Origin of the sequence: Actinomycetospora atypica (assembly GCF_042653685.1) — a bacterium.
GTDB lineage: Bacteria > Actinomycetota > Actinomycetes > Mycobacteriales > Pseudonocardiaceae > Actinomycetospora > Actinomycetospora atypica.
Window position 1 is genome coordinate 1 of the sequence record NZ_JBHSIV010000043.1, and the last position, 19,620, is coordinate 19,620.

General features: G+C 69.4%; 18 protein-coding genes. All 18 read left to right on the forward strand.

What is annotated here, in order from left to right:
• Window positions 1-651 (forward strand): hypothetical protein (locus ACFPBZ_RS25885; RefSeq protein ID WP_378038999.1); only part of this gene is annotated, 651 nt, incomplete at its 5' end.
• A gap of 433 nt (window positions 652-1,084) precedes the next feature.
• Window positions 1,085-4,567, forward strand: coding sequence for a DNA-directed RNA polymerase subunit beta (rpoB, locus tag ACFPBZ_RS25890; protein ID WP_378039000.1), 3,483 nt, complete (start codon window positions 1,085-1,087; stop codon window positions 4,565-4,567).
• Window positions 4,568-4,660: 93 nt separating this feature from the next.
• On the forward strand, window positions 4,661-8,572 hold the full coding sequence (locus ACFPBZ_RS25895; protein ID WP_378039001.1) for a DNA-directed RNA polymerase subunit beta': 3,912 nt from the start codon (window positions 4,661-4,663) through the stop codon (window positions 8,570-8,572).
• A gap of 538 nt (window positions 8,573-9,110) precedes the next feature.
• A complete protein-coding gene (gene rpsL / locus ACFPBZ_RS25900; RefSeq protein WP_230730243.1) occupies window positions 9,111-9,485 on the forward strand; it encodes a 30S ribosomal protein S12 in 375 nt (124 codons plus the stop codon).
• 1 nt (window position 9,486) lies between these two features.
• Window positions 9,487-9,957 carry a 30S ribosomal protein S7 gene (gene rpsG, locus ACFPBZ_RS25905; RefSeq protein WP_378039002.1) on the forward strand — a complete coding sequence of 157 codons (471 nt, stop codon included), beginning with the start codon at window positions 9,487-9,489 and terminating at the stop codon, window positions 9,955-9,957.
• A 96-nt stretch (window positions 9,958-10,053) separates the two neighbouring features.
• Window positions 10,054-12,156: an elongation factor G gene (gene fusA, locus ACFPBZ_RS25910; protein WP_378039003.1), complete on the forward strand. Its 2,103-nt coding sequence runs from the start codon at window positions 10,054-10,056 to the stop codon at window positions 12,154-12,156.
• Window positions 12,157-12,351: 195 nt separating this feature from the next.
• Entirely contained in the window at window positions 12,352-13,545 is a 1,194-nt protein-coding gene (gene tuf, locus ACFPBZ_RS25915) for an elongation factor Tu (RefSeq protein ID WP_378039004.1), read from the forward strand.
• A 372-nt stretch (window positions 13,546-13,917) separates the two neighbouring features.
• Window positions 13,918-14,223, forward strand: a complete 306-nt coding sequence (rpsJ, locus tag ACFPBZ_RS25920) for a 30S ribosomal protein S10 (protein ID WP_116708461.1) — start codon at window positions 13,918-13,920, stop codon at window positions 14,221-14,223.
• Window positions 14,224-14,231: 8 nt separating this feature from the next.
• Window positions 14,232-14,912 (forward strand): 50S ribosomal protein L3, encoded by a 681-nt coding sequence (rplC, locus tag ACFPBZ_RS25925; RefSeq protein ID WP_378039005.1) that lies wholly within the window; start codon window positions 14,232-14,234, stop codon window positions 14,910-14,912.
• A gap of 221 nt (window positions 14,913-15,133) precedes the next feature.
• The gene (gene rplD, locus ACFPBZ_RS25930) at window positions 15,134-15,781 is read left to right on the forward strand and encodes a 50S ribosomal protein L4 (RefSeq protein WP_378039035.1); all 648 of its coding nucleotides are present in this window, start codon (window positions 15,134-15,136) and stop codon (window positions 15,779-15,781) included.
• Window positions 15,778-16,077 (forward strand): 50S ribosomal protein L23, encoded by a 300-nt coding sequence (rplW, locus tag ACFPBZ_RS25935; protein WP_378039006.1) that lies wholly within the window; start codon window positions 15,778-15,780, stop codon window positions 16,075-16,077. The genes rplD and rplW overlap by 4 nt, the downstream gene beginning before the upstream one ends.
• A gap of 13 nt (window positions 16,078-16,090) precedes the next feature.
• The gene (gene rplB, locus ACFPBZ_RS25940) at window positions 16,091-16,930 is read left to right on the forward strand and encodes a 50S ribosomal protein L2 (RefSeq protein WP_378039007.1); all 840 of its coding nucleotides are present in this window, start codon (window positions 16,091-16,093) and stop codon (window positions 16,928-16,930) included.
• An 18-nt stretch (window positions 16,931-16,948) separates the two neighbouring features.
• The gene (gene rpsS / locus ACFPBZ_RS25945; RefSeq protein ID WP_179795272.1) at window positions 16,949-17,230 is read left to right on the forward strand and encodes a 30S ribosomal protein S19; all 282 of its coding nucleotides are present in this window, start codon (window positions 16,949-16,951) and stop codon (window positions 17,228-17,230) included.
• Window positions 17,231-17,278: 48 nt separating this feature from the next.
• Complete coding sequence (gene rplV / locus ACFPBZ_RS25950; protein WP_378039008.1) at window positions 17,279-17,695, forward strand: 50S ribosomal protein L22; 417 nt, start codon at window positions 17,279-17,281, stop codon at window positions 17,693-17,695.
• Window positions 17,695-18,576, forward strand: a complete 882-nt coding sequence (gene rpsC, locus ACFPBZ_RS25955) for a 30S ribosomal protein S3 (RefSeq protein ID WP_378039009.1) — start codon at window positions 17,695-17,697, stop codon at window positions 18,574-18,576. The genes rplV and rpsC overlap by 1 nt, the downstream gene beginning before the upstream one ends.
• A 2-nt stretch (window positions 18,577-18,578) precedes the next feature.
• The gene (gene rplP / locus ACFPBZ_RS25960) at window positions 18,579-18,995 is read left to right on the forward strand and encodes a 50S ribosomal protein L16 (RefSeq protein ID WP_378039010.1); all 417 of its coding nucleotides are present in this window, start codon (window positions 18,579-18,581) and stop codon (window positions 18,993-18,995) included.
• Window positions 18,995-19,231, forward strand: a complete 237-nt coding sequence (gene rpmC, locus ACFPBZ_RS25965) for a 50S ribosomal protein L29 (RefSeq protein WP_378039011.1) — start codon at window positions 18,995-18,997, stop codon at window positions 19,229-19,231. The genes rplP and rpmC overlap by 1 nt, the downstream gene beginning before the upstream one ends.
• Before the next feature lie 92 nt (window positions 19,232-19,323).
• The gene (gene rpsQ, locus ACFPBZ_RS25970) at window positions 19,324-19,566 is read left to right on the forward strand and encodes a 30S ribosomal protein S17 (RefSeq protein ID WP_378039036.1); all 243 of its coding nucleotides are present in this window, start codon (window positions 19,324-19,326) and stop codon (window positions 19,564-19,566) included.
• Window positions 19,567-19,620: the final 54 nt, after the last annotated feature.

Here is a 19,620-nt window from a genome sequence, read left to right on the forward strand (position 1 = left end):
GTCGGCATCTCGGTGCTCGACCGCACGGCCCCGGCCCGTCCGGCGCCGGCGAGCGCCGCGCCGCGTCCGGCGGAGCGGGGGGAGTCCCGCGGGGCCCGCATCGCGGCCGCCGTCACCCGCCCGTTCGCCGCGCTCGGGGCGAACCCGAAGCGGCTGATCGTGGTGCTGGCCGCCGTCATCGTGGTGTGCCTCGTGCTCGCCACGCTCGCCTTCGTCGCGGCGCGCGGCGACCGCGCGGAGGGACAGCCCTACGCCAACGCGGCCGTCGTCGACGTCGCGGGCACCGCGGAGGTCGTGGGCCAGACGCGCGGGGCGCTCGAGTCGATCCTGTCCTACGACTTCACCAAGCTCGACGACTCGGTGAACGCCGCGCGCACGCAGTCGACCGGCGAGTTCACGACGAACTACCTGCAGGTCTTCGACCAGACGATCCGCGGGCCGGCCACCGAGCAGAAGCTGCGCCAGACCGCGACCGTGCTCAACATCGGGGTGCAGGACCTCACCGCCGACCGGGCGAGCCTGATCACCTTCGTGCAGTTCACGGCCGAGCGCACGACGAACAACCAGACCACCAACGCGCCCGGTCTGCTGTCGGTGCAGGTGGTCCGGCAGGACGGCCGCTGGAAGATCACGGAGCTCAAGCCGCTGTAGTCGCGGCAGGGCCGGCACGACGACGGGCCCGGGAGAGACCCCACGATGGGGGTCGCTCCCGGGCCCGTCCGTGTGCGGGACGGCTCTGACCTGCGGTGGGAGGTCGCGACGCGCGGGGATCGGCTGCGCGTCGGACTTGACGCAGGCGTGGCCACCGGTCACTCTGTTCCCAGCGCGAGACCCCCACGTCCGACCCCGCGGTCGGCCCCGGACCCTCGAGGACCGGGCCCCGCAGGCGAGTCACGGAGGGGGGTGTTCGACACGTGTGTCAGCCTGTGGCTAGACTGTCGGATCGCGCTGCCTTCACGTGTGTCCACGTCACCGTGGGTCCTCCGAACGGCTGCGCGATCCGGCCGCCCGGGGCACTGCGCTGCGTCTCAGGCGGACGAAGCTACTGACAGCGTCAGACAGCGTTGTTCCGGAAGGACGCATCTTGGCAGTTACCCGCGCCACCAGGTCCTCGAATCACCACGCTTCTTTTCCCGGGGCCCCGCTCCGGGTCTCCTTCGCCAAGCTCGACCAGCCGCTGGAGGTCCCTGACCTCCTCGACCTGCAGACCAAGTCCTTCGAGTGGCTGGTCGGCAGCGAGGAATGGTTCGAGCGTCGCGTGGAAGCGGGCGAGGACACCCCGGTCGGCGGCCTCGAAGAGGTCCTGGCCGAGATCTCGCCGATCGAGGACTTCTCGGGCTCGATGTCCCTCTCCTTCTCCGATCCTCGTTTCGACGAGGTGAAGGCCTCCGTCGAGGAGTGCAAGGACAAGGACATGACGTACTCGGCCCCGCTCTTCGTGACGGCCGAGTTCACCAACAACACCACCGGTGAGATCAAGTCCCAGACGGTCTTCATGGGCGACTTCCCCGTGATGACCGACAAGGGCACGTTCATCATCAACGGCACGGAGCGCGTGGTCGTCTCGCAGCTCGTGCGCTCGCCGGGCGTGTACTTCGACTCCACCGTCGACAAGACGACGGACAAGGACGTCTTCAGCGTCAAGATCATCCCCAGCCGCGGTGCGTGGCTGGAGTTCGACGTCGACAAGCGCGACACCGTCGGTGTCCGCATCGACCGCAAGCGTCGCCAGCCGGTGACCGTGCTGCTGAAGGCCCTGGGCTGGACGACCGAGCAGATCCAGGAGCGCTTCTCGTTCTCCGAGACGCTGCTGGCCACCCTCGAGAAGGACGCCACGGCCGGCCAGGACGAGGCCCTGCTCGACATCTACCGCAAGCTGCGCCCCGGCGAGCCGCCGACGCGCGAGTCGGCGCAGACGCTCCTGGAGAACCTGTTCTTCAAGGACAAGCGCTACGACCTCGCGAAGGTCGGCCGGTACAAGGTCAACAAGAAGCTCGGCCTCCAGGTCGAGCCGTCGACCGGCACGCTCACCGAGGACGACATCCTCCAGACGATCTCCTACCTCGTGCGGCTGCACGCGGGGGAGACCGAGGTGGGTGCCGACAACGGCGACACGATCCCGGTCGAGACCGACGACATCGACCACTTCGGCAACCGTCGTCTGCGCACCGTCGGCGAGCTCATCCAGAACCAGATCCGGGTGGGTCTCTCCCGCATGGAGCGCGTCGTGCGCGAGCGCATGACGACGCAGGACGTCGAGGCGATCACGCCGCAGACCCTGATCAACATCCGCCCGGTCGTGGCGGCGATCAAGGAGTTCTTCGGCACCTCGCAGCTCTCGCAGTTCATGGACCAGACCAACCCCCTCGCGGGGCTGACGCACAAGCGCCGGCTCTCCGCGCTGGGCCCGGGCGGTCTGTCCCGTGAGCGCGCCGGCATGGAGGTCCGCGACGTCCACCCGTCGCACTACGGCCGCATGTGCCCGATCGAGACCCCGGAGGGCCCGAACATCGGCCTGATCGGGTCGCTGTCGAGCTTCGCGCGGGTCAACCCGTTCGGCTTCATCGAGACGCCGTACCGCAAGGTCGTCGACGGGGTCGTCATCGACCAGATCGACTACCTCACCGCCGACGAGGAGGACCGCTTCGTCGTCGCGCAGGCCAACGCGCCGCTCGCCGAGGACGGCCACTTCACCGAGGACCGCGTGCTGGTCCGCCGCAAGGGCGGCGACGTCGACCTCATCGCGCCCGGGCGCGTGGACTACATGGACGTCTCGCCGCGCCAGATGGTGTCGGTCGCGACGGCGATGATCCCGTTCCTCGAGCACGACGACGCGAACCGCGCCCTGATGGGCGCGAACATGCAGCGCCAGTCGGTGCCGCTGCTGCGTTCCGAGTCGCCGCTGGTCGGCACCGGGATGGAGCTCCGCGCCGCCGTCGACGCGGGCGACGTCATCGCCGCCGACCGTCCGGGTGTGGTCGAGGAGCTCTGCGCCGACTACATCACGATCATGGACGACGACGGCCAGCGCACGACGCACCGGCTGCACAAGTTCACGCGCTCCAACCAGGGCACGTGCATCAACCAGAAGCCGATCGTCAACGAGGGCGACCGCGTCGAGGCCCGCCAGGTCCTCGCCGACGGGCCGTGCACCGAGGACGGTGAGATGGCCCTGGGCAAGAACCTGCTCGTGGCGATCATGCCGTGGGAGGGGCACAACTACGAGGACGCGATCATCCTGTCGCAGCGTCTCGTGCAGGACGACGTCCTGACGTCGATCCACATCGAGGAGCACGAGATCGACGCCCGCGACACGAAGCTCGGGGCCGAGGAGATCACCCGCGACATCCCGAACGTCTCGGAGGAGGTCCTCGCCGACCTCGACGAGCGCGGCATCATCCGCATCGGGGCCGAGGTCGCCGACGGCGACATCCTCGTCGGGAAGGTCACGCCCAAGGGCGAGACCGAGCTGACCCCCGAGGAGCGCCTGCTCCGCGCGATCTTCGGTGAGAAGGCGCGCGAGGTGCGCGACACCTCGCTGAAGGTCCCCCACGGCGAGACCGGCAAGGTCATCGGCATCCGCGTGTTCTCGCGCGACGACGACGACGAGCTGCCGCCCGGGGTCAACGAGCTGGTCCGCGTCTACGTGGCCCAGAAGCGCAAGATCTCCGAGGGTGACAAGCTCGCCGGCCGCCACGGCAACAAGGGCGTCATCGGCAAGATCCTGCCGGTCGAGGACATGCCGTTCCTCGCCGACGGGACGCCGGTCGACATCGTCCTGAACACCCACGGTGTGCCGCGACGCATGAACATCGGCCAGGTCCTCGAGACCCACCTCGGGTGGATCGCGAAGACGGGCTGGGAGGTCGACGCCGACAACACCGCGGAGTGGGCGACCAACCTCCCCGAGGACATGCGCTACGTCGCGCCCGACACGAACACCGCCACCCCGGTGTTCGACGGTGCCCGGCAGACCGAGATCACGGGCCTGCTCGGGTCCACCCTGCCCAACCGCGACGGCGTGCGACTGGTCGGCGAGGACGGCAAGGCGCAGATCTTCGACGGACGTACCGGCGAGCCGTACCCGCACCACATCGCGGTCGGCTACATGTACATCCTCAAGCTGCTGCACCTGGTGGACGACAAGATCCACGCCCGGTCCACCGGCCCGTACTCGATGATCACGCAGCAGCCGCTGGGTGGTAAGGCGCAGTTCGGTGGCCAGCGCTTCGGCGAGATGGAGTGCTGGGCGATGCAGGCCTACGGCGCGGCCTACACGCTGCAGGAGCTGCTGACGATCAAGTCCGACGACGTGCTCGGTCGCGTCAAGGTCTACGAGGCGATCGTCAAGGGGGAGAACATCCCCGAGCCCGGTATCCCCGAGTCGTTCAAGGTGCTGCTCAAGGAGCTCCAGTCGCTGTGCCTCAACGTGGAGGTGCTGTCCTCGGACGGCGCCGCCATCGAGATGCGCGACGGCGACGACGAGGACCTGGAGAGGGCCGCGGCGAACCTCGGCATCAACCTCTCGCGCAACGAGTCGCCCTCCGTGGACGACGTCGTCAACTAGCGCCTCGCGCGCCGGCCGGGCCCGCCACCCGCGGGCCCGGCCGGCCATCGCGGCCCCTCTAGAGAATTCACTCACCCATCCAGGGGAGAACTTTTGCTCGACGTCAACTTCTTCGACGAGCTCCGGATCGGTCTGGCCACCGCCGACGACATCCGGCAGTGGTCCTACGGCGAGGTCAAGAAGCCCGAGACCATCAACTACCGCACCCTCAAGCCCGAGAAGGACGGACTCTTCTGCGAGAAGATCTTCGGTCCGACCCGGGACTGGGAGTGCTACTGCGGCAAGTACAAGCGCGTCCGCTTCAAGGGCATCATCTGTGAGCGCTGCGGCGTCGAGGTGACCCGCGCCAAGGTGCGCCGTGAGCGGATGGGCCACATCGAGCTGGCCGCTCCCGTCACGCACATCTGGTACTTCAAGGGCGTCCCGTCGCGCCTGGGCTACCTGCTCGACCTGGCCCCGAAGGATCTCGAGAAGATCATCTACTTCGCGGCCTACGTGATCACGGACGTGAACACCGAGCAGCGGCACAACGACCAGTCGACGCTCGAGAACGAGATCGCCGGCGAGCGCAAGCGCCTCGAGACCCAGCGCGACAACGACCTCGAGGCCCGCGCGCAGAAGCTCGAGACCGACGTCGCCGAGCTCGAGGCCGAGGGCGCGAAGTCCGACGTGCGCCGCAAGGTCAAGGAGGGCGGCGAGCGCGAGATGCGCCAGCTGCGCGACCGTGCGCAGCGCGAGCTCGACCGCCTCCAGGAGGTGTGGGACACCTTCGTCAAGCTCGACCGCGGGCAGCTCATCCAGGACGAGTCGCTCTACCGCGAGCTCTACGACCGCTACGCGGACTACTTCACCGGTGCCATGGGTGCCGAGGCGATCCAGAAGCTGCTGGACACCTTCGACATCGACGCCGAGGCGGAGAACCTCCGCGAGACCATCCGCTCGGGCAAGGGGCAGCGCAAGCTGCGCGCGCTCAAGCGGCTCAAGGTCGTCGCGGCGTTCCAGGCCACCGGCAACCGCCCCGGCGGCATGGTGCTCGACTGCGTCCCGGTCATCCCGCCCGACCTGCGCCCGATGGTGCAGCTCGACGGTGGCCGCTTCGCGACGTCGGACCTCAACGACCTGTACCGCCGGGTCATCAACCGCAACAACCGCCTCAAGCGACTGATCGACCTCGGCGCGCCCGAGATCATCGTCAACAACGAGAAGCGGATGCTGCAGGAGGCCGTCGACGCGCTGTTCGACAACGGCCGCCGCGGCCGGCCGGTGACCGGACCGGGCAACCGCCCGCTCAAGTCGCTGTCCGACCTGCTCAAGGGCAAGCAGGGCCGGTTCCGCCAGAACCTGCTCGGCAAGCGCGTCGACTACTCGGGCCGTTCGGTCATCGTCGTCGGCCCGCAGCTCAAGCTGCACCAGTGCGGCCTGCCCAAGCAGATGGCGCTCGAGCTGTTCAAGCCGTTCGTCATGAAGCGGCTGGTCGACCTCAACCACGCCCAGAACATCAAGTCCGCGAAGCGGATGGTCGAGCGTCAGCGCGGCCAGGTCTGGGACGTGCTCGAGGAGGTCATCAACGAGCACCCGGTGATGCTGAACCGGGCGCCCACGCTGCACCGCCTCGGCATCCAGGCCTTCGAGCCCCAGCTGGTCGAGGGCAAGGCCATCCAGCTGCACCCGCTGGTGTGCGAGGCCTTCAACGCCGACTTCGACGGCGACCAGATGGCGGTCCACCTGCCGCTGTCGGCGGAGGCGCAGGCCGAGGCCCGCATCCTCATGCTGTCGGCGAACAACATCCTGTCGCCGGCGTCGGGCAAGCCGCTCGCCATGCCGCGACTGGACATGGTCACGGGGCTCTACTACCTGACCACGCGGCGCGAGGGCGAGGCCGGCGAGGGCCGGGCGTACTCGTCCCCGGCCGAGGCGATCATGGCCTTCGACCTCAAGTCGCTGCACCTGCAGGCGCCGTGCCGGATCCGCCTCAGCGGCTCCGTCGTGCCCGGGCCGGGCATGGTCGGCGAGGACCACGAGCCGGGCACGCCCTGGCTCGCGGACACCACGCTGGGCCGGGTGCTCTTCAACGAGCTCCTGCCGGAGGACTACCCCTTCGTCAACGACCTGCTGCCCAAGAAGCGGCAGGCGGCGATCATCAACGACCTCGCCGAGCGGTACTCGATGACCGAGGTCGCCATGACGCTGGACCGGCTCAAGGACGCCGGCTTCCACTGGGCCACGCGCTCGGGCGTCACGATCGCCATCGACGACGTCGTCGTGCCCCCGCGCAAGCAGGAGATCCTCGACGGCTACGAGACCCGCGCCGAGCAGGTCAACAAGCGCTACCAGCGCGGTGCGCTCTCCTTCCAGGAGCGCAACGACGAGATGGTGCGCATCTGGGGCCAGGCCACCGAGGAGGTGGCGAAGGCGATGGAGGACAACTTCCCCGCCGACAACTCCATCTCCCGGATCGTCGCGTCCGGTGCGGCCGGCAACATGACCCAGGTGCGCCAGCTCGCGGGCATGAAGGGCCTGGTCGCGAACCCCAAGGGTGAGTTCATCCCGCGGCCGATCAAGTCCAACTTCCGCGAGGGCTTCTCGGTGGTCGAGTACTTCATCTCGACCCACGGCACGCGCAAGGGTCTCGCCGACACCGCGCTGCGCACCGCCGACTCGGGCTACCTGACCCGGCGCCTCGTCGACGTGTCGCAGGACGTCATCGTCCGCGAGGTCGACTGCGGCACCGAGCGTGGCATCCCGATGCCGATCGCGGAGGAGGGCCCCGACGGGACCCTCGTGCGCGACGTGCACGTCGACACGAGCGTCTACACCCGCACGGCGGCCTCCGCGGTCACCGACGCCGAGGGCAACGTCGTCCTCGACAAGGGTGGCGACATCGGCCAGCAGGCGATCGACTCGCTGATCGCCCACGGCATCGGCAAGGTCCGCGTCCGCAGCGTCCTGACCTGCGACTCGGCCCAGGGTGTCTGCGCGATGTGCTACGGCCGGTCGCTCGCGACCGGTCTGCTCGTCGACGTCGGCGAGGCGGTCGGCATCGTCGCCGCCCAGTCGATCGGTGAGCCCGGCACGCAGCTCACGATGCGCACCTTCCACACCGGCGGTGTGGCCGGCGAGGACATCACGACCGGTCTGCCCCGTGTGCAGGAGCTCTTCGAGGCCCGCGTCCCGAAGGGCAAGGCGCCGATCGCCGACGTCGACGGCCGCATCCAGCTCGAGGACGGCGACAAGTTCTGGAAGATCACCCTCATCCCGGACGACGGGAGCGAGGAGGTCGTCTACGAGAAGCTGTCCAAGCGCATGCGGCTGTCGACCATCGAGGTCGACGGCACCGAGCGGCCGCTGCAGGACGGCGACCACGTCGACGTCGGCCAGCAGCTGCTCGAGGGCACGGCCGACCCGCACGAGGTCCTGCGGGTCATGGGCCCGCGCGAGGTGCAGCTGCACCTCGTCGACCAGGTGCAGAAGGTCTACCGCTCGCAGGGCGTGTCGATCCACGACAAGCACATCGAGGTCATCGTCCGGCAGATGCTGCGCCGGGTGACGATCATCGACTCGGGCGCGACGGAGTTCCTGCCCGGCGGTGTGGTGGACCGGGCCGAGTTCGAGGGCCAGAACCGCAAGGTCGTCGCCGAGGGCGGCGACCCGGCGGCGGGGCGTCCGGTGCTCATGGGCATCACGAAGGCCTCGCTGGCCACCGAGTCGTGGCTGTCGGCCGCGTCGTTCCAGGAGACGACGCGCATCCTGACGAACGCCGCGATCGAGGGGAAGTCCGACAGCCTCGTGGGGCTGAAGGAGAACGTGATCATCGGCAAGCTGATCCCGGCCGGCACCGGCATCAACCGGTACCGGAACATCCAGGTGCAGCCGACCGAGGAGGCGCGCGCCGCGGCGTACGCCCTGCCGAGCTACGACGACGGGTACTACTCGCCCGACGTCTTCGGCAGCGGCAGCGGCGTGGCCGTCCCGCTCGACGACTACGACTTCGGCCAGTACCGCTGATGCAGCAGTACCGCTGACCTCGTAGGCCTGCAGGTCCCGCACGTCCCACGGCGCCCCCGTCCGGTCCCCGACCGGGCGGGGGCGCCGTGCTGTGTCCGGGGGCCGTCTCCGGAGGGAACAGGACCTCCGGGTGAGGCGTTGTCCCACCCGGAGGCACTCCTCGTGTACGCTCGCCCCAGCCCGTTCGGTGCGCGTGTCGCCATCCCGCCGCCGATATGGAGGTCCATCCGGCCTTCGAGGGCGCGCGGGGTCCGTCGAGGACGCCTCCGACCTGATCGGGGTGCGGATCCGGACCCACCTGCGAACCCGCGCGTACGCGCCGGGTATCGTCGTGTCCGGTGCCCGACGAGATCGGGCCGCCGCGCCGTGCCCGTCCACCGGGCGCCGTTGCGGCGACCGGGATCGTCGGCGGTGTCGGCCACCTCGACCACGGGGCGGCCGCCGTTCACGCGACACGCCGACCCCCGTGAGCGCGGAGATCGATCCGCCTGCCACGGACGACACCGATGACGACGCAGGACACGAGCCAGAGGAACGAATGCCCACCATCCAGCAGTTGGTCCGCATGGGCCGCGAGGACAAGGTCGAGAAGACCAAGACCGCGGCCCTGAAGGGGAGTCCGCAGCGGCGTGGCGTCTGCACGCGCGTCTACACGACCACCCCGAAGAAGCCGAACTCCGCGCTCCGCAAGGTCGCGCGCGTGCGCCTCTCGAACCAGATCGAGGTCACCGCGTACATCCCGGGCGAGGGGCACAACCTGCAGGAGCACTCGATCGTGCTCGTGCGCGGCGGTCGTGTGAAGGACCTGCCGGGCGTTCGCTACAAGATCATCCGCGGCGCACTGGACACGCAGGCGGTCAAGAACCGCAAGCAGGCCCGCAGCCGCTACGGGACGAAGAAGGACAAGAGCTGACATGCCTCGTAAGGGACCCGCTCCGAAGCGTCCGCTCGTCGCCGACCCGGTCTACGGGGCGCCGCTCGTGACGCAGCTCGTGAACAAGGTGCTCGTCGACGGGAAGCGCTCGCTGGCCGAGCGCATCGTCTACGGCGCCCTCGAGGGCTGCCGGGAGCGCAACGGCGCCGACCCGGTCGTCACGCTCAAGCGCGCGCTCGACAACGTCAAGCCGGCCCTCGAGGTCCGCAGCCGCCGTGTCGGTGGCGCGACCTACCAGGTGCCGATCGAGGTGCGTGCCGGCCGCTCGACCACGCTCGGGCTCCGCTGGCTGATCGCCTACTCGCGGGCACGCCGCGAGAAGACGATGGTCGAGCGCCTGACGAACGAGCTGCTCGACGCCTCGAACGGCCTCGGTGCCGCCGTGAAGCGACGCGAGGACACGCACAAGATGGCCGAGTCGAACAAGGCCTTCGCGCACTACCGCTGGTGACGCGGTGTGCCCCCGGTGCGAACCACCGGGGGCACCCGATGTCGCGAAACACCGCCGCGGGACCCGCGGCGACGATCCGACGGGAAGAGGAATTCCGTGGCACGCGACGTGCTGACCGATCTGGGCAAGGTCCGCAACTTCGGGATCATGGCCCACATCGACGCGGGCAAGACCACCACGACCGAGCGCATCCTGTACTACACCGGTATCAACTACAAGATCGGTGAGGTCCACGACGGCGCGGCCACGATGGACTGGATGGAGGAGGAGCAGAAGCGCGGCATCACGATCACGTCCGCCGCGACGACGACCTTCTGGAAGGACTACCAGCTCAACATCATCGACACCCCCGGGCACGTCGACTTCACCATCGAGGTCGAGCGCAACCTGCGCGTCCTCGACGGTGCGGTGGCCGTGTTCGACGCCAAGGAGGGTGTCGAGCCGCAGTCGGAGACGGTGTGGCGGCAGGCCGACACCTACGACGTCCCGCGCATCTGTTTCGTCAACAAGATGGACAAGCTGGGCGCCGACTTCTACTTCACGGTACAGACGATCAAGGACCGGCTGCACGCGAAGCCGCTGGTCGTCCAGCTGCCGATGGGTGTCGAGTCCGAGTTCTACGGCGTCATCGACCTGGTCCGCATGCGTGCGTTGACCTGGCGCGGTGAGGTCCAGAAGGGCGAGGACTACGCGATCGAGGAGATCCCGGCGGAGTACGCCGAGCGCGCCGCGGAGTACCGCGAGGCGCTGATGGAGTCGATCGCCGAGAGCGACGAGTCGCTGATGGACCGCTACTTCGCCGGCGAGGAGATCTCCGTCGAGGAGATCGAGCGCGGCATCCGCGCCGTGACGGTCACCAGCGAGTACAACCCGGTGCTCTGCGGCACGGCGTACAAGAACAAGGGCGTCCAGCCCATGCTCGACGCCGTCATCGCCTACCTGCCGTCGCCGACCGAGGTGAAGCCCGTCGAGGGCACGCTGCTCGACGGCGAGACCCCGGTGGTGCGGCACGCGACCACCGACGAGCCCTTCGCGGCGCTCGCCTTCAAGATCATGAGCCACCCGTTCTACGGGAAGCTCACCTACATCCGCGTCTACTCGGGCAAGATCGCGTCCGGCGCGCAGATGATCAACTCGACGAAGGACCGCAAGGAGCGCATCGGGAAGGTCTTCCAGATGCACTCCAACAAGGAGAACCCGGTCGAGTCGGCCATGGCCGGGCACATCTACGCGGTCGTCGGCCTGAAGGACACGACCACGGGCGACACCCTCTGCGACCCGCAGAACCCGGTGATCCTCGAGTCGATGGTCTTCCCCACCCCGGTCATCGAGGTGGCGATCGAGCCGAAGTCGAAGGCCGACCAGGAGAAGCTCTCCACCGCCATCCAGCGGCTCAGCGACGAGGACCCGACCTTCCAGGTCGCCCGCGACGAGGAGACCGGCCAGACGATCATCAAGGGGATGGGCGAGCTCCACCTCGAGGTGCTGGTCAACCGGATGAAGAGCGACTTCAAGGTCGAGGCCAACATCGGCAAGCCGCAGGTCGCCTACAAGGAGACCATCCGCCGGCCGGTGGACAAGTACGAGTACACGCACAAGAAGCAGACCGGTGGCTCCGGTCAGTTCGCGCGGGTCATCATCTCGCTCGAGCCGATGGAGAAGGGCGAGGACGGCGCGCTCTACGAGTTCGTCAACAAGGTCTCCGGTGGCCGCATCCCCCGCGAGTACATCCCCTCGGTCGACCACGGCGCCCAGGACGCGATGCAGTACGGCATCCTGGCCGGCTACCCGATGACGGGCCTGCGGCTGACGCTGCTCGACGGTCAGTACCACGAGGTCGACTCGTCGGAGATGGCGTTCAAGGTCGCCGGCTCCATGGCGCTCAAGGAGGCGGCCCGCAAGGCGGACCCCGCCATCCTCGAGCCGCTGATGGCGGTCGAGGTGTCGACGCCCGAGGACTACATGGGCGACGTCATCGGCGACCTGAACTCCCGCCGTGGCCAGATCCAGGCCATGGAGGAGCGCAGCGGCAACCGGATCGTCAAGGCCGTGGTGCCGCTCTCGGAGATGTTCGGCTACGTCGGCGACCTGCGGTCGAAGACCCAGGGCCGGGCGAACTACTCCATGCAGTTCGACTCGTACGGCGAGGTCCCGGCCAGCGTGGCCAAGGAGATCATCGCTAAGGCGACCGGCGAATGACCTCGACCGCGGCCCGCGTCCCCGACGGGGAAGTGCGGGCCGCGGTGAGGCCGGGGAATCGTCCCCGTTAGCCTCGTGAGGTCACCTCGGGTCCTCCGCATCAGGCGTTAGGACCGCACGACCCGACGTAACTTCCGCCGCCGGCCGAATGCCGGTGGCGGGGACAGTCCCAGAAAGTCCAGGAGGACGAGAGCAGTGGCGAAGGCCAAGTTCGAGCGGACCAAGCCGCATGTCAACATCGGCACCATCGGTCACATCGACCACGGGAAGACGACGCTGACCGCGGCGATCACCAAGGTCCTGCACGACAAGTACCCGCAGCTGAACCAGGCGTCGGCGTTCGACCAGATCGACAAGGCGCCCGAGGAGCGGCAGCGCGGTATCACGATCTCGATCGCGCACGTCGAGTACCAGACCGAGAAGCGGCACTACGCGCACGTCGACTGCCCCGGGCACGCCGACTACGTGAAGAACATGATCACCGGTGCCGCCCAGATGGACGGCGCCATCCTGGTCGTGGCCGCCACCGACGGGCCCATGCCCCAGACGCGCGAGCACGTGCTGCTCGCCCGCCAGGTCGGCGTGCCCTACATCGTCGTGGCGCTCAACAAGGCCGACATGGTCGACGACGAGGAGATCATGGAGCTCGTCGAGATGGAGGTCCGTGAGCTCCTCTCGGCGCAGGAGTACCCCGGCGACGACCTCCCCGTGGTCCGCGTCTCGGCGCTGAAGGCGCTCGAGGGCGACGCCGAGTGGGCCGACGCGATCGTCTCGCTGATGGACGCCGTCGACGACGCGATCCCGTCGCCGGAGCGCGACACCGAGAAGCCGTTCCTCATGCCCGTCGAGGACGTCTTCACGATCACCGGTCGTGGCACGGTCGTCACCGGCCGCGTCGAGCGCGGCATCGTCAAGGTGAACGAGGAGGTGGAGATCGTCGGCATCCGCGAGAAGTCGGTGAAGACCACCGCCACCGGCATCGAGATGTTCCGCAAGCTCCTCGACGAGGGGCGCGCCGGCGACAACGTCGGCCTGCTCGTGCGCGGCATCAAGCGCGAGGACGTCGAGCGCGGCATGGTCATCTGCAAGCCGGGCTCGATCACCCCGCACACCGAGTTCGAGGGCCAGGTCTACATCCTGGGCAAGGACGAGGGCGGACGGCACACGCCGTTCTTCAACAACTACCGCCCGCAGTTCTACTTCCGGACCACGGACGTCACCGGTGTCGTGACGCTGCCGGAGGGCACCGAGATGGTCATGCCCGGCGACAACACCGAGATGGCCGTCCAGCTGATCCAGCCCATCGCCATGGAGGAGGGCCTCCAGTTCGCCATCCGTGAGGGTGGCCGGACCGTGGGCGCGGGCCAGGTCACGAAGATTTCCAAGTAACCCCCCGGTGTCCGCGCGCCGTCCGGTGCGTGCGACACTTGTCGGGTTGCTTGCCCGGGCGGTCGGCTCAATCGGTATCGAGCCGACCGCCCCGGCGTGAGCGGGGTCGAACGCAGACCCACCCCGGGCGCCTCCTCCTGGAGGTGCCCACCGTGCCGTGAACCGGGAGACCGGGGAACGGGACGGACACACCATGAACAGCGAGGGTCCGCGAGGGCCTGAAGCCGCGGAGCGACGAGCGTCCGGGGCCGCGCCAGCCGACGGAGTCGACACGCCCGACCGCGTGGACCGGACAGGTTCGCCCCAGGGTGAGCCGGCCGGGTCGACGATGGGCGGACGAGTCGAGGACGAGAAGAGGAACGGCAAGCCACCATGGCGGGACAGAAGATCCGCATCAGGCTCAAGGCCTACGACCACGAGGCCATCGACGCGTCGGCTCGCAAGATCGTCGAGACCGTGACGCGTACGGGTGCCTCGGTCGTCGGCCCGGTGCCGCTGCCCACCGAGAAGAACATCTACTGCGTCATCCGCTCGCCGCACAAGTACAAGGACTCGCGCGAGCACTTCGAGATGCGCACGCACAAGCGACTGATCGACATCGTCGACCCGACGCCGAAGACGGTGGACGCGCTCATGCGCATCGACCTGCCGGCCAGCGTCGACGTCAACATCCAGTGAGGCGCGAGATGTCTGCAGACCCTCTCCGCAGCAACGAGCGGCAGATGAACGGCGTCCTCGGCACCAAGGTCGGCATGACCCAGGTGTTCGACGAGGCGAACCGCATCGTCCCCGTCACCGTGGTCAAGGCGGGCCCCTGCGTCGTCACGCAGGTGCGGACCCCCTCCACGGACGGCTACAACGCGGTCCAGATCGCGTTCGGCGCCATCGACCCGCGCAAGGTGAACAAGCCGGTCACCGGCCACTTCGCCAAGGCCGGCGTCACCCCGCGTCGCCACCTCGTGGAGCTCCGCACGTCCGACGCCTCGTCCTACGAGGTCGGCCAGGAGGTCACCGCCGAGGTGTTCTCCGCCGGTGCCGTCGTCGACGTCTCGGGCACGAGCAAGGGCAAGGGCACCGCCGGCGTCATGAAGCGCCACGGCTTCCACGGCCTGGGCGCGAGCCACGGCACGCAGCGCAAGCACCGTTCGCCGGGCTCCATCGGCGGGTGCGCCACCCCGGCCCGTGTCTTCAAGGGCACGCGCATGGCGGGCCGCATGGGCAACGCCAAGACCACCACGCAGAACCTGACCGTCCACGGGGTGGACGCCGACGCGGGTTTGCTGCTGATCCGCGGCGCCGTCCCCGGCCCGCGCGGCGGTCTGGTCCTCGTCACCTCTGCTGCCAAGAAGGGCGGTGACCAGCAGTGACCTCGCCTGACGGCCACACCCCGGGCCCGAACGACGCCGAGGGCCACGACAGCGCCGAGCAGGTCGACGCGGGCACCACGTCCGCGACGTCCGCGGCCACCGCCACGCTCGCCGCCTCGCGGCCGGCCCGCCGCCGCGGCTTCTCCGCGGGCGAGGCCCGCCGGAGCGCCCGGCACGACGCGCAGGCCGCGTCGGCCACCGGCCAGACCCGCACGGTCACGGTGCACACCCCCACCGGGGGCACCGACGGCACGGCCGAGCTCCCCGCGGAGCTCTTCGACGCGCCGGCCAACACCGCGCTGATGCACCAGGTGGTGACCGCGCAGCTCGCGGCGGCCCGCCAGGGCACGCACGACACGAAGACGCGCGGCGAGGTCCGCGGCGGCGGCAAGAAGCCGTACCGCCAGAAGGGCACCGGCCGCGCGCGCCAGGGCTCCACCCGCGCCCCGCAGTTCGTCGGCGGTGGCACGGTCCACGGCCCGACGCCGCGGGACTACTCGCAGCGGACCCCGAAGAAGATGAAGGCGGCCGCCCTGCGGGGTGCGCTGTCCGACCGGGCCCGCCACGAGCGGATCCACGTCTTCTCCGCGCTCGTCGACGGCGCCGCGCCCTCGACGAAGGGTGCGCGCACGGCGCTCGAGGGCGTCGTCGCCCCCGACCGCGTCCACCGCAAGGTGCTCGCCGTCGTCGCCCGTGGCGACGACGCCGGCCGCCGGAGCGTGGCCAACCTCCCGGCGGTGCACCTGCTGACGCCGGACCAGCTCAACACCTACGACGTCCTGCGGGCGGACGACGTCGTCTTCACGACGGCGGCGCTCGAGGCGTTCGTCAGCGCCCGCACGGCGGGCGCCGAGGAGGTCGACCAGTGATCGCGGACCCGCGGGACATCATCCTCGCGCCGGTGATCTCCGAGAAGAGCTACGGCCTTCTCGAGGAGCGCCAGTACACCTTCCTGGTGCGCCCGGACGCGAACAAGACCCAGATCAAGATCGCCGTCCAGCAGATCTTCGACGTCCAGGTGGCGAGCGTGAACACGCTCAACCGCGAGGGGAAGCGCAAGCGTTCCAAGAGCGGATACGGCAAGCGCAAGGACACCAAGCGCGCCGTGGTCACCGTGACGGCGGAGAGCCGGACGATCGACGTCTTCGGCGGGCCCGGGGCGTAGGGGAGTACGGAACATGGGAATCCGCAGGTACAAGCCGACGACCGCCGGGCGGCGTGGCGCGAGCGTCTCGGACTTCGCCGAGATCACGCGCGACCACCCCGAGAAGTCGCTGATCCGCCCGCTCCACAACAAGGGCGGACGCAACTCGACCGGGCGCATCACCACCCGGCACCAGGGCGGTGGGCACAAGCGCGCCTACCGCCTGATCGACTTCCGGCGCCACGACAAGGACGGTGTGCCGGCCAAGGTCGCGCACATCGAGTACGACCCGAACCGCAGCGCGCGCATCGCCCTGCTGCACTACGCCGACGGCGAGAAGCGCTACATCATCGCGCCGGAGCGTCTGCACCAGGGCGACGCGATCGAGAACGGTCCCCGGGCCGACATCAAGCCCGGCAACAGCCTGCCGCTGCGCAACATCCCCACCGGCACCGTGATCCACGCGATCGAGCTCCGCCCCGGCGGCGGCGCGAAGATCGCGCGGTCGGCCGGCGCGCGGGTGCAGCTGGTGGCGAAGGACGGCCCGTACGCCCAGCTGCGGATGCCCTCGGGCGAGATCCGCAACGTGGACGTGCGCTGCCGCGCCACCATCGGGGAGGTCGGCAACTCCGACCACTCGAACATCAACTGGGGCAAGGCGGGCCGCAACCGCTGGCGCGGCAAGCGCCCGACGGTCCGCGGTGTCGCGATGAACCCGGTCGACCACCCGCACGGTGGTGGTGAGGGCAAGACGTCCGGTGGCCGCCACCCGGTGAACCCGGCCGGCACCCCGGAGGGCCGCACGCGCGGCCGCAAGGAGAGCGACCGCATGATCGTGCGCCGCCGGCGTACCGGCAAGAACAAGAAGCGATAGAGCAGGAGGGAGACAGCGATGCCACGCAGTGTCAAGAAGGGGCCGTTCGTCGACGACCACCTGCTCAAGAAGGTCGACGCTCTCAACGAGGCGAACCGCAAGTCGGTCATCAAGACCTGGTCGCGCCGTTCGACGATCATCCCCGACATGCTCGGCCACACGCTGGCCGTGCACGACGGTCGCAAGCACGTCCCGGTCTTCGTCTCGGAGGCCATGGTCGGGCACAAGCTCGGCGAGTTCGCCCCGACCCGCACGTTCCGCGGGCACGTCAAGGAGGACCGTCGGTCGCGTCGCCGCTAGGCGACCGACAGACGGCCCCGTCCGCGAAACCAGGAAGGTAAACGAACGATGGCTGCACCAGCCGACTCCGAGACGGCCCCCCAGGGCGCCGTCGCGCGGGCTCGCTACGTGCGCATGTCGCCGATGAAGGTCCGCCGCGTGGTGGACCTCGTCCGTGGCATGCCCGTCGGCCAGGCCGCCTCGGTGCTGCGGTTCGCCGAGCAGGCGGCCGCCACGCCGGTCGCCAAGCTCGTCGCGAGCGCGGTGGCGAACGCCGAGAACAACTTCGACCTGGACCCCGCCACGCTCGTGATCTCGACGATCACCGTGGACGAGGGTCCGACCATGAAGCGGTTCCAGCCCCGGGCGCAGGGGCGCGCGTACCGCATCCGCAAGCGCACCAGCCACATCACGGTCGAGGTCACCTCGGTGCCCGAGGGCCAGGGTCGTGGCGGTCGCCAGCGCTCGAAGGGAAGGACCCGCTGATGGGTCAGAAGATCAACCCGCACGGGTTCCGTCTGGGCATCACCACCGACTGGAAGTCCCGGTGGTACGCCGACAAGCAGTACGCCGAGTACGTGGCCGAGGACGTCAAGATCCGTCGCATGCTCTCCAAGGGCATGGAGCGGGCCGGCATCTCCAAGGTCGAGATCGAGCGCACCCGTGACCGCGTGCGCGTCGACATCCACACCGCCCGGCCGGGCATCGTCATCGGCCGCCGCGGCGCGGAGGCCGACCGCCTGCGCGGCAACCTCGAGAAGCTGACCGGCAAGCAGGTCCAGCTCAACATCCTCGAGGTCAAGGGCGCCGAGGCCGACGCGCAGCTCGTCGCGCAGGGCGTCGCCGAGCAGCTGTCCAACCGCGTCTCCTTCCGCCGCGCGATGCGCAAGGCCATGCAGTCGGCCATGCGCAGCCCGGGCGTCAAGGGCATCCGCGTGCAGTGCTCCGGCCGCCTCGGCGGCGCGGAGATGTCGCGCTCGGAGTTCTACCGCGAGGGTCGCGTCCCGCTGCACACGCTGCGCGCCGAGATCGACTACGGCCTGTTCGAGGCCCGGACCAACTTCGGCCGCATCGGCGTGAAGGTCTGGATCTACAAGGGCGACGTCGTCGGCGGCAAGCGCGAGTCCGAGCGCCAGGCGGCGCTCGACGCGGCCACCCGCGAGCCCCGCGGCGGCCGCGGTGGCCGTGGCGGTGCAGGCGGCGGGGGCGACCGTCCCCGCGGCCGTCGTTCGGGCGCCTCCGGGACCACCGGGTCGGGCACCGAGGCCGGGCGCGCCGCCGCCGAGCAGGCCAGCGCCGGCGCCACGACCGGTGGTGCGGCCGCGGGTCAGCCGGCCGAGGCCACGAGCTCGAGTCAGGAGGCCTGACCATGTTGATGCCCCGCAGGGTCAAGTTCCGCAAGCAGCACCGCCCCGACCGGTCGGGTGCCGCCAAGGGCGGCACGCAGATGTCGTTCGGCGACTTCGGCATCCAGGCGCTCGAGCACGGCTACGTGACGAACCGCCAGATCGAGTCGGCCCGTATCGCGATCACCCGCCACATCCGTCGTGGCGGCAAGGTCTGGATCAACATCTTCCCCGACCGGCCGCTCACCAAGAAGCCCGCCGAGACCCGCATGGGTTCCGGTAAGGGCTCGCCGGAGAAGTGGGTCGCGAACGTGAAGCCGGGACGGGTCATGTTCGAGATGAGCTACCCCAACGAGGCCACCGCCCGTGAGGCACTGCGTCGCGCGCAGCACAAGCTGCCGATGCGCTGCCGCATCGTCACCCGTGAGGAGGCGTTCTGATGGCAGCGGGAACCCAGGCCAGCGAGCTGCGCGAGTTGTCGGACGACGACCTCGTCGCGCGGGCCCGTGAGGCGAAGGCCGAGCTGTTCAACCTCCGGTTCCAGATGGCGACCGGTCAGCTCGACAACAACCGCCGGCTTCGGACCGTCCGGCACGACATCGCCCGCATCTACACCGTGATGCGTGAGCGCGAGCTCGGACTGTCCGTCGCCCCCGACCAGGAGGGAGCGGCATGACCAGCGCCGCCGACAGCGAGCAGGTGGCGTCCGAGGTCAAGGCCGACGCCCCCGCCGAGCAGAAGCCGGGCGACCGGAACGACGAGCGCGGCATGCGCAAGACCCGCGAGGGTCTCGTCGTCTCGGACAAGATGGCGAAGACGATCGTCGTGAGCCTCGAGGACCGGGTGAAGCACCCGCGCTACTCGAAGGTCATCCGCCGGACCAAGAAGGTCAAGGCGCACGACGAGGAGAACACCGCCGGCCCCGGCGACCGCGTGCTCCTCATGGAGACCCGGCCGCTCTCGGCCACGAAGCGCTGGCGTCTCGTGCAGATCCTCGAGAAGGCCAAGTAGCACCCTCCGTCAGGGAGCACAGCGAAACCATCCGGCGCCCGACGCCGGGAAGGT

Excerpts from the sequence above, each read along its gene's own strand:
- rpsQ (WP_378039036.1), top strand. The coding sequence starts at position 19,324 with ATGCGCAAGACCCGCGAGGGTCTCGTCGTCTCGGACAAGATGGCGAAG.
- rpmC (WP_378039011.1), top strand. The coding sequence starts at position 18,995 with ATGGCAGCGGGAACCCAGGCCAGCGAGCTGCGCGAGTTGTCGGACGAC.
- rpsJ (WP_116708461.1), top strand. The coding sequence starts at position 13,918 with ATGGCGGGACAGAAGATCCGCATCAGGCTCAAGGCCTACGACCACGAG.
- rplV (WP_378039008.1), top strand. The coding sequence starts at position 17,279 with ATGGCTGCACCAGCCGACTCCGAGACGGCCCCCCAGGGCGCCGTCGCG.
- rpsC (WP_378039009.1), top strand. The coding sequence starts at position 17,695 with ATGGGTCAGAAGATCAACCCGCACGGGTTCCGTCTGGGCATCACCACC.
- rpsS (WP_179795272.1), top strand. The coding sequence starts at position 16,949 with ATGCCACGCAGTGTCAAGAAGGGGCCGTTCGTCGACGACCACCTGCTC.
- rplP (WP_378039010.1), top strand. The coding sequence starts at position 18,579 with ATGTTGATGCCCCGCAGGGTCAAGTTCCGCAAGCAGCACCGCCCCGAC.
- rpsL (WP_230730243.1), top strand. The coding sequence starts at position 9,111 with ATGCCCACCATCCAGCAGTTGGTCCGCATGGGCCGCGAGGACAAGGTC.
- rpsG (WP_378039002.1), top strand. The coding sequence starts at position 9,487 with ATGCCTCGTAAGGGACCCGCTCCGAAGCGTCCGCTCGTCGCCGACCCG.
- rplB (WP_378039007.1), top strand. The coding sequence starts at position 16,091 with ATGGGAATCCGCAGGTACAAGCCGACGACCGCCGGGCGGCGTGGCGCG.
- rplC (WP_378039005.1), top strand. The coding sequence starts at position 14,232 with ATGTCTGCAGACCCTCTCCGCAGCAACGAGCGGCAGATGAACGGCGTC.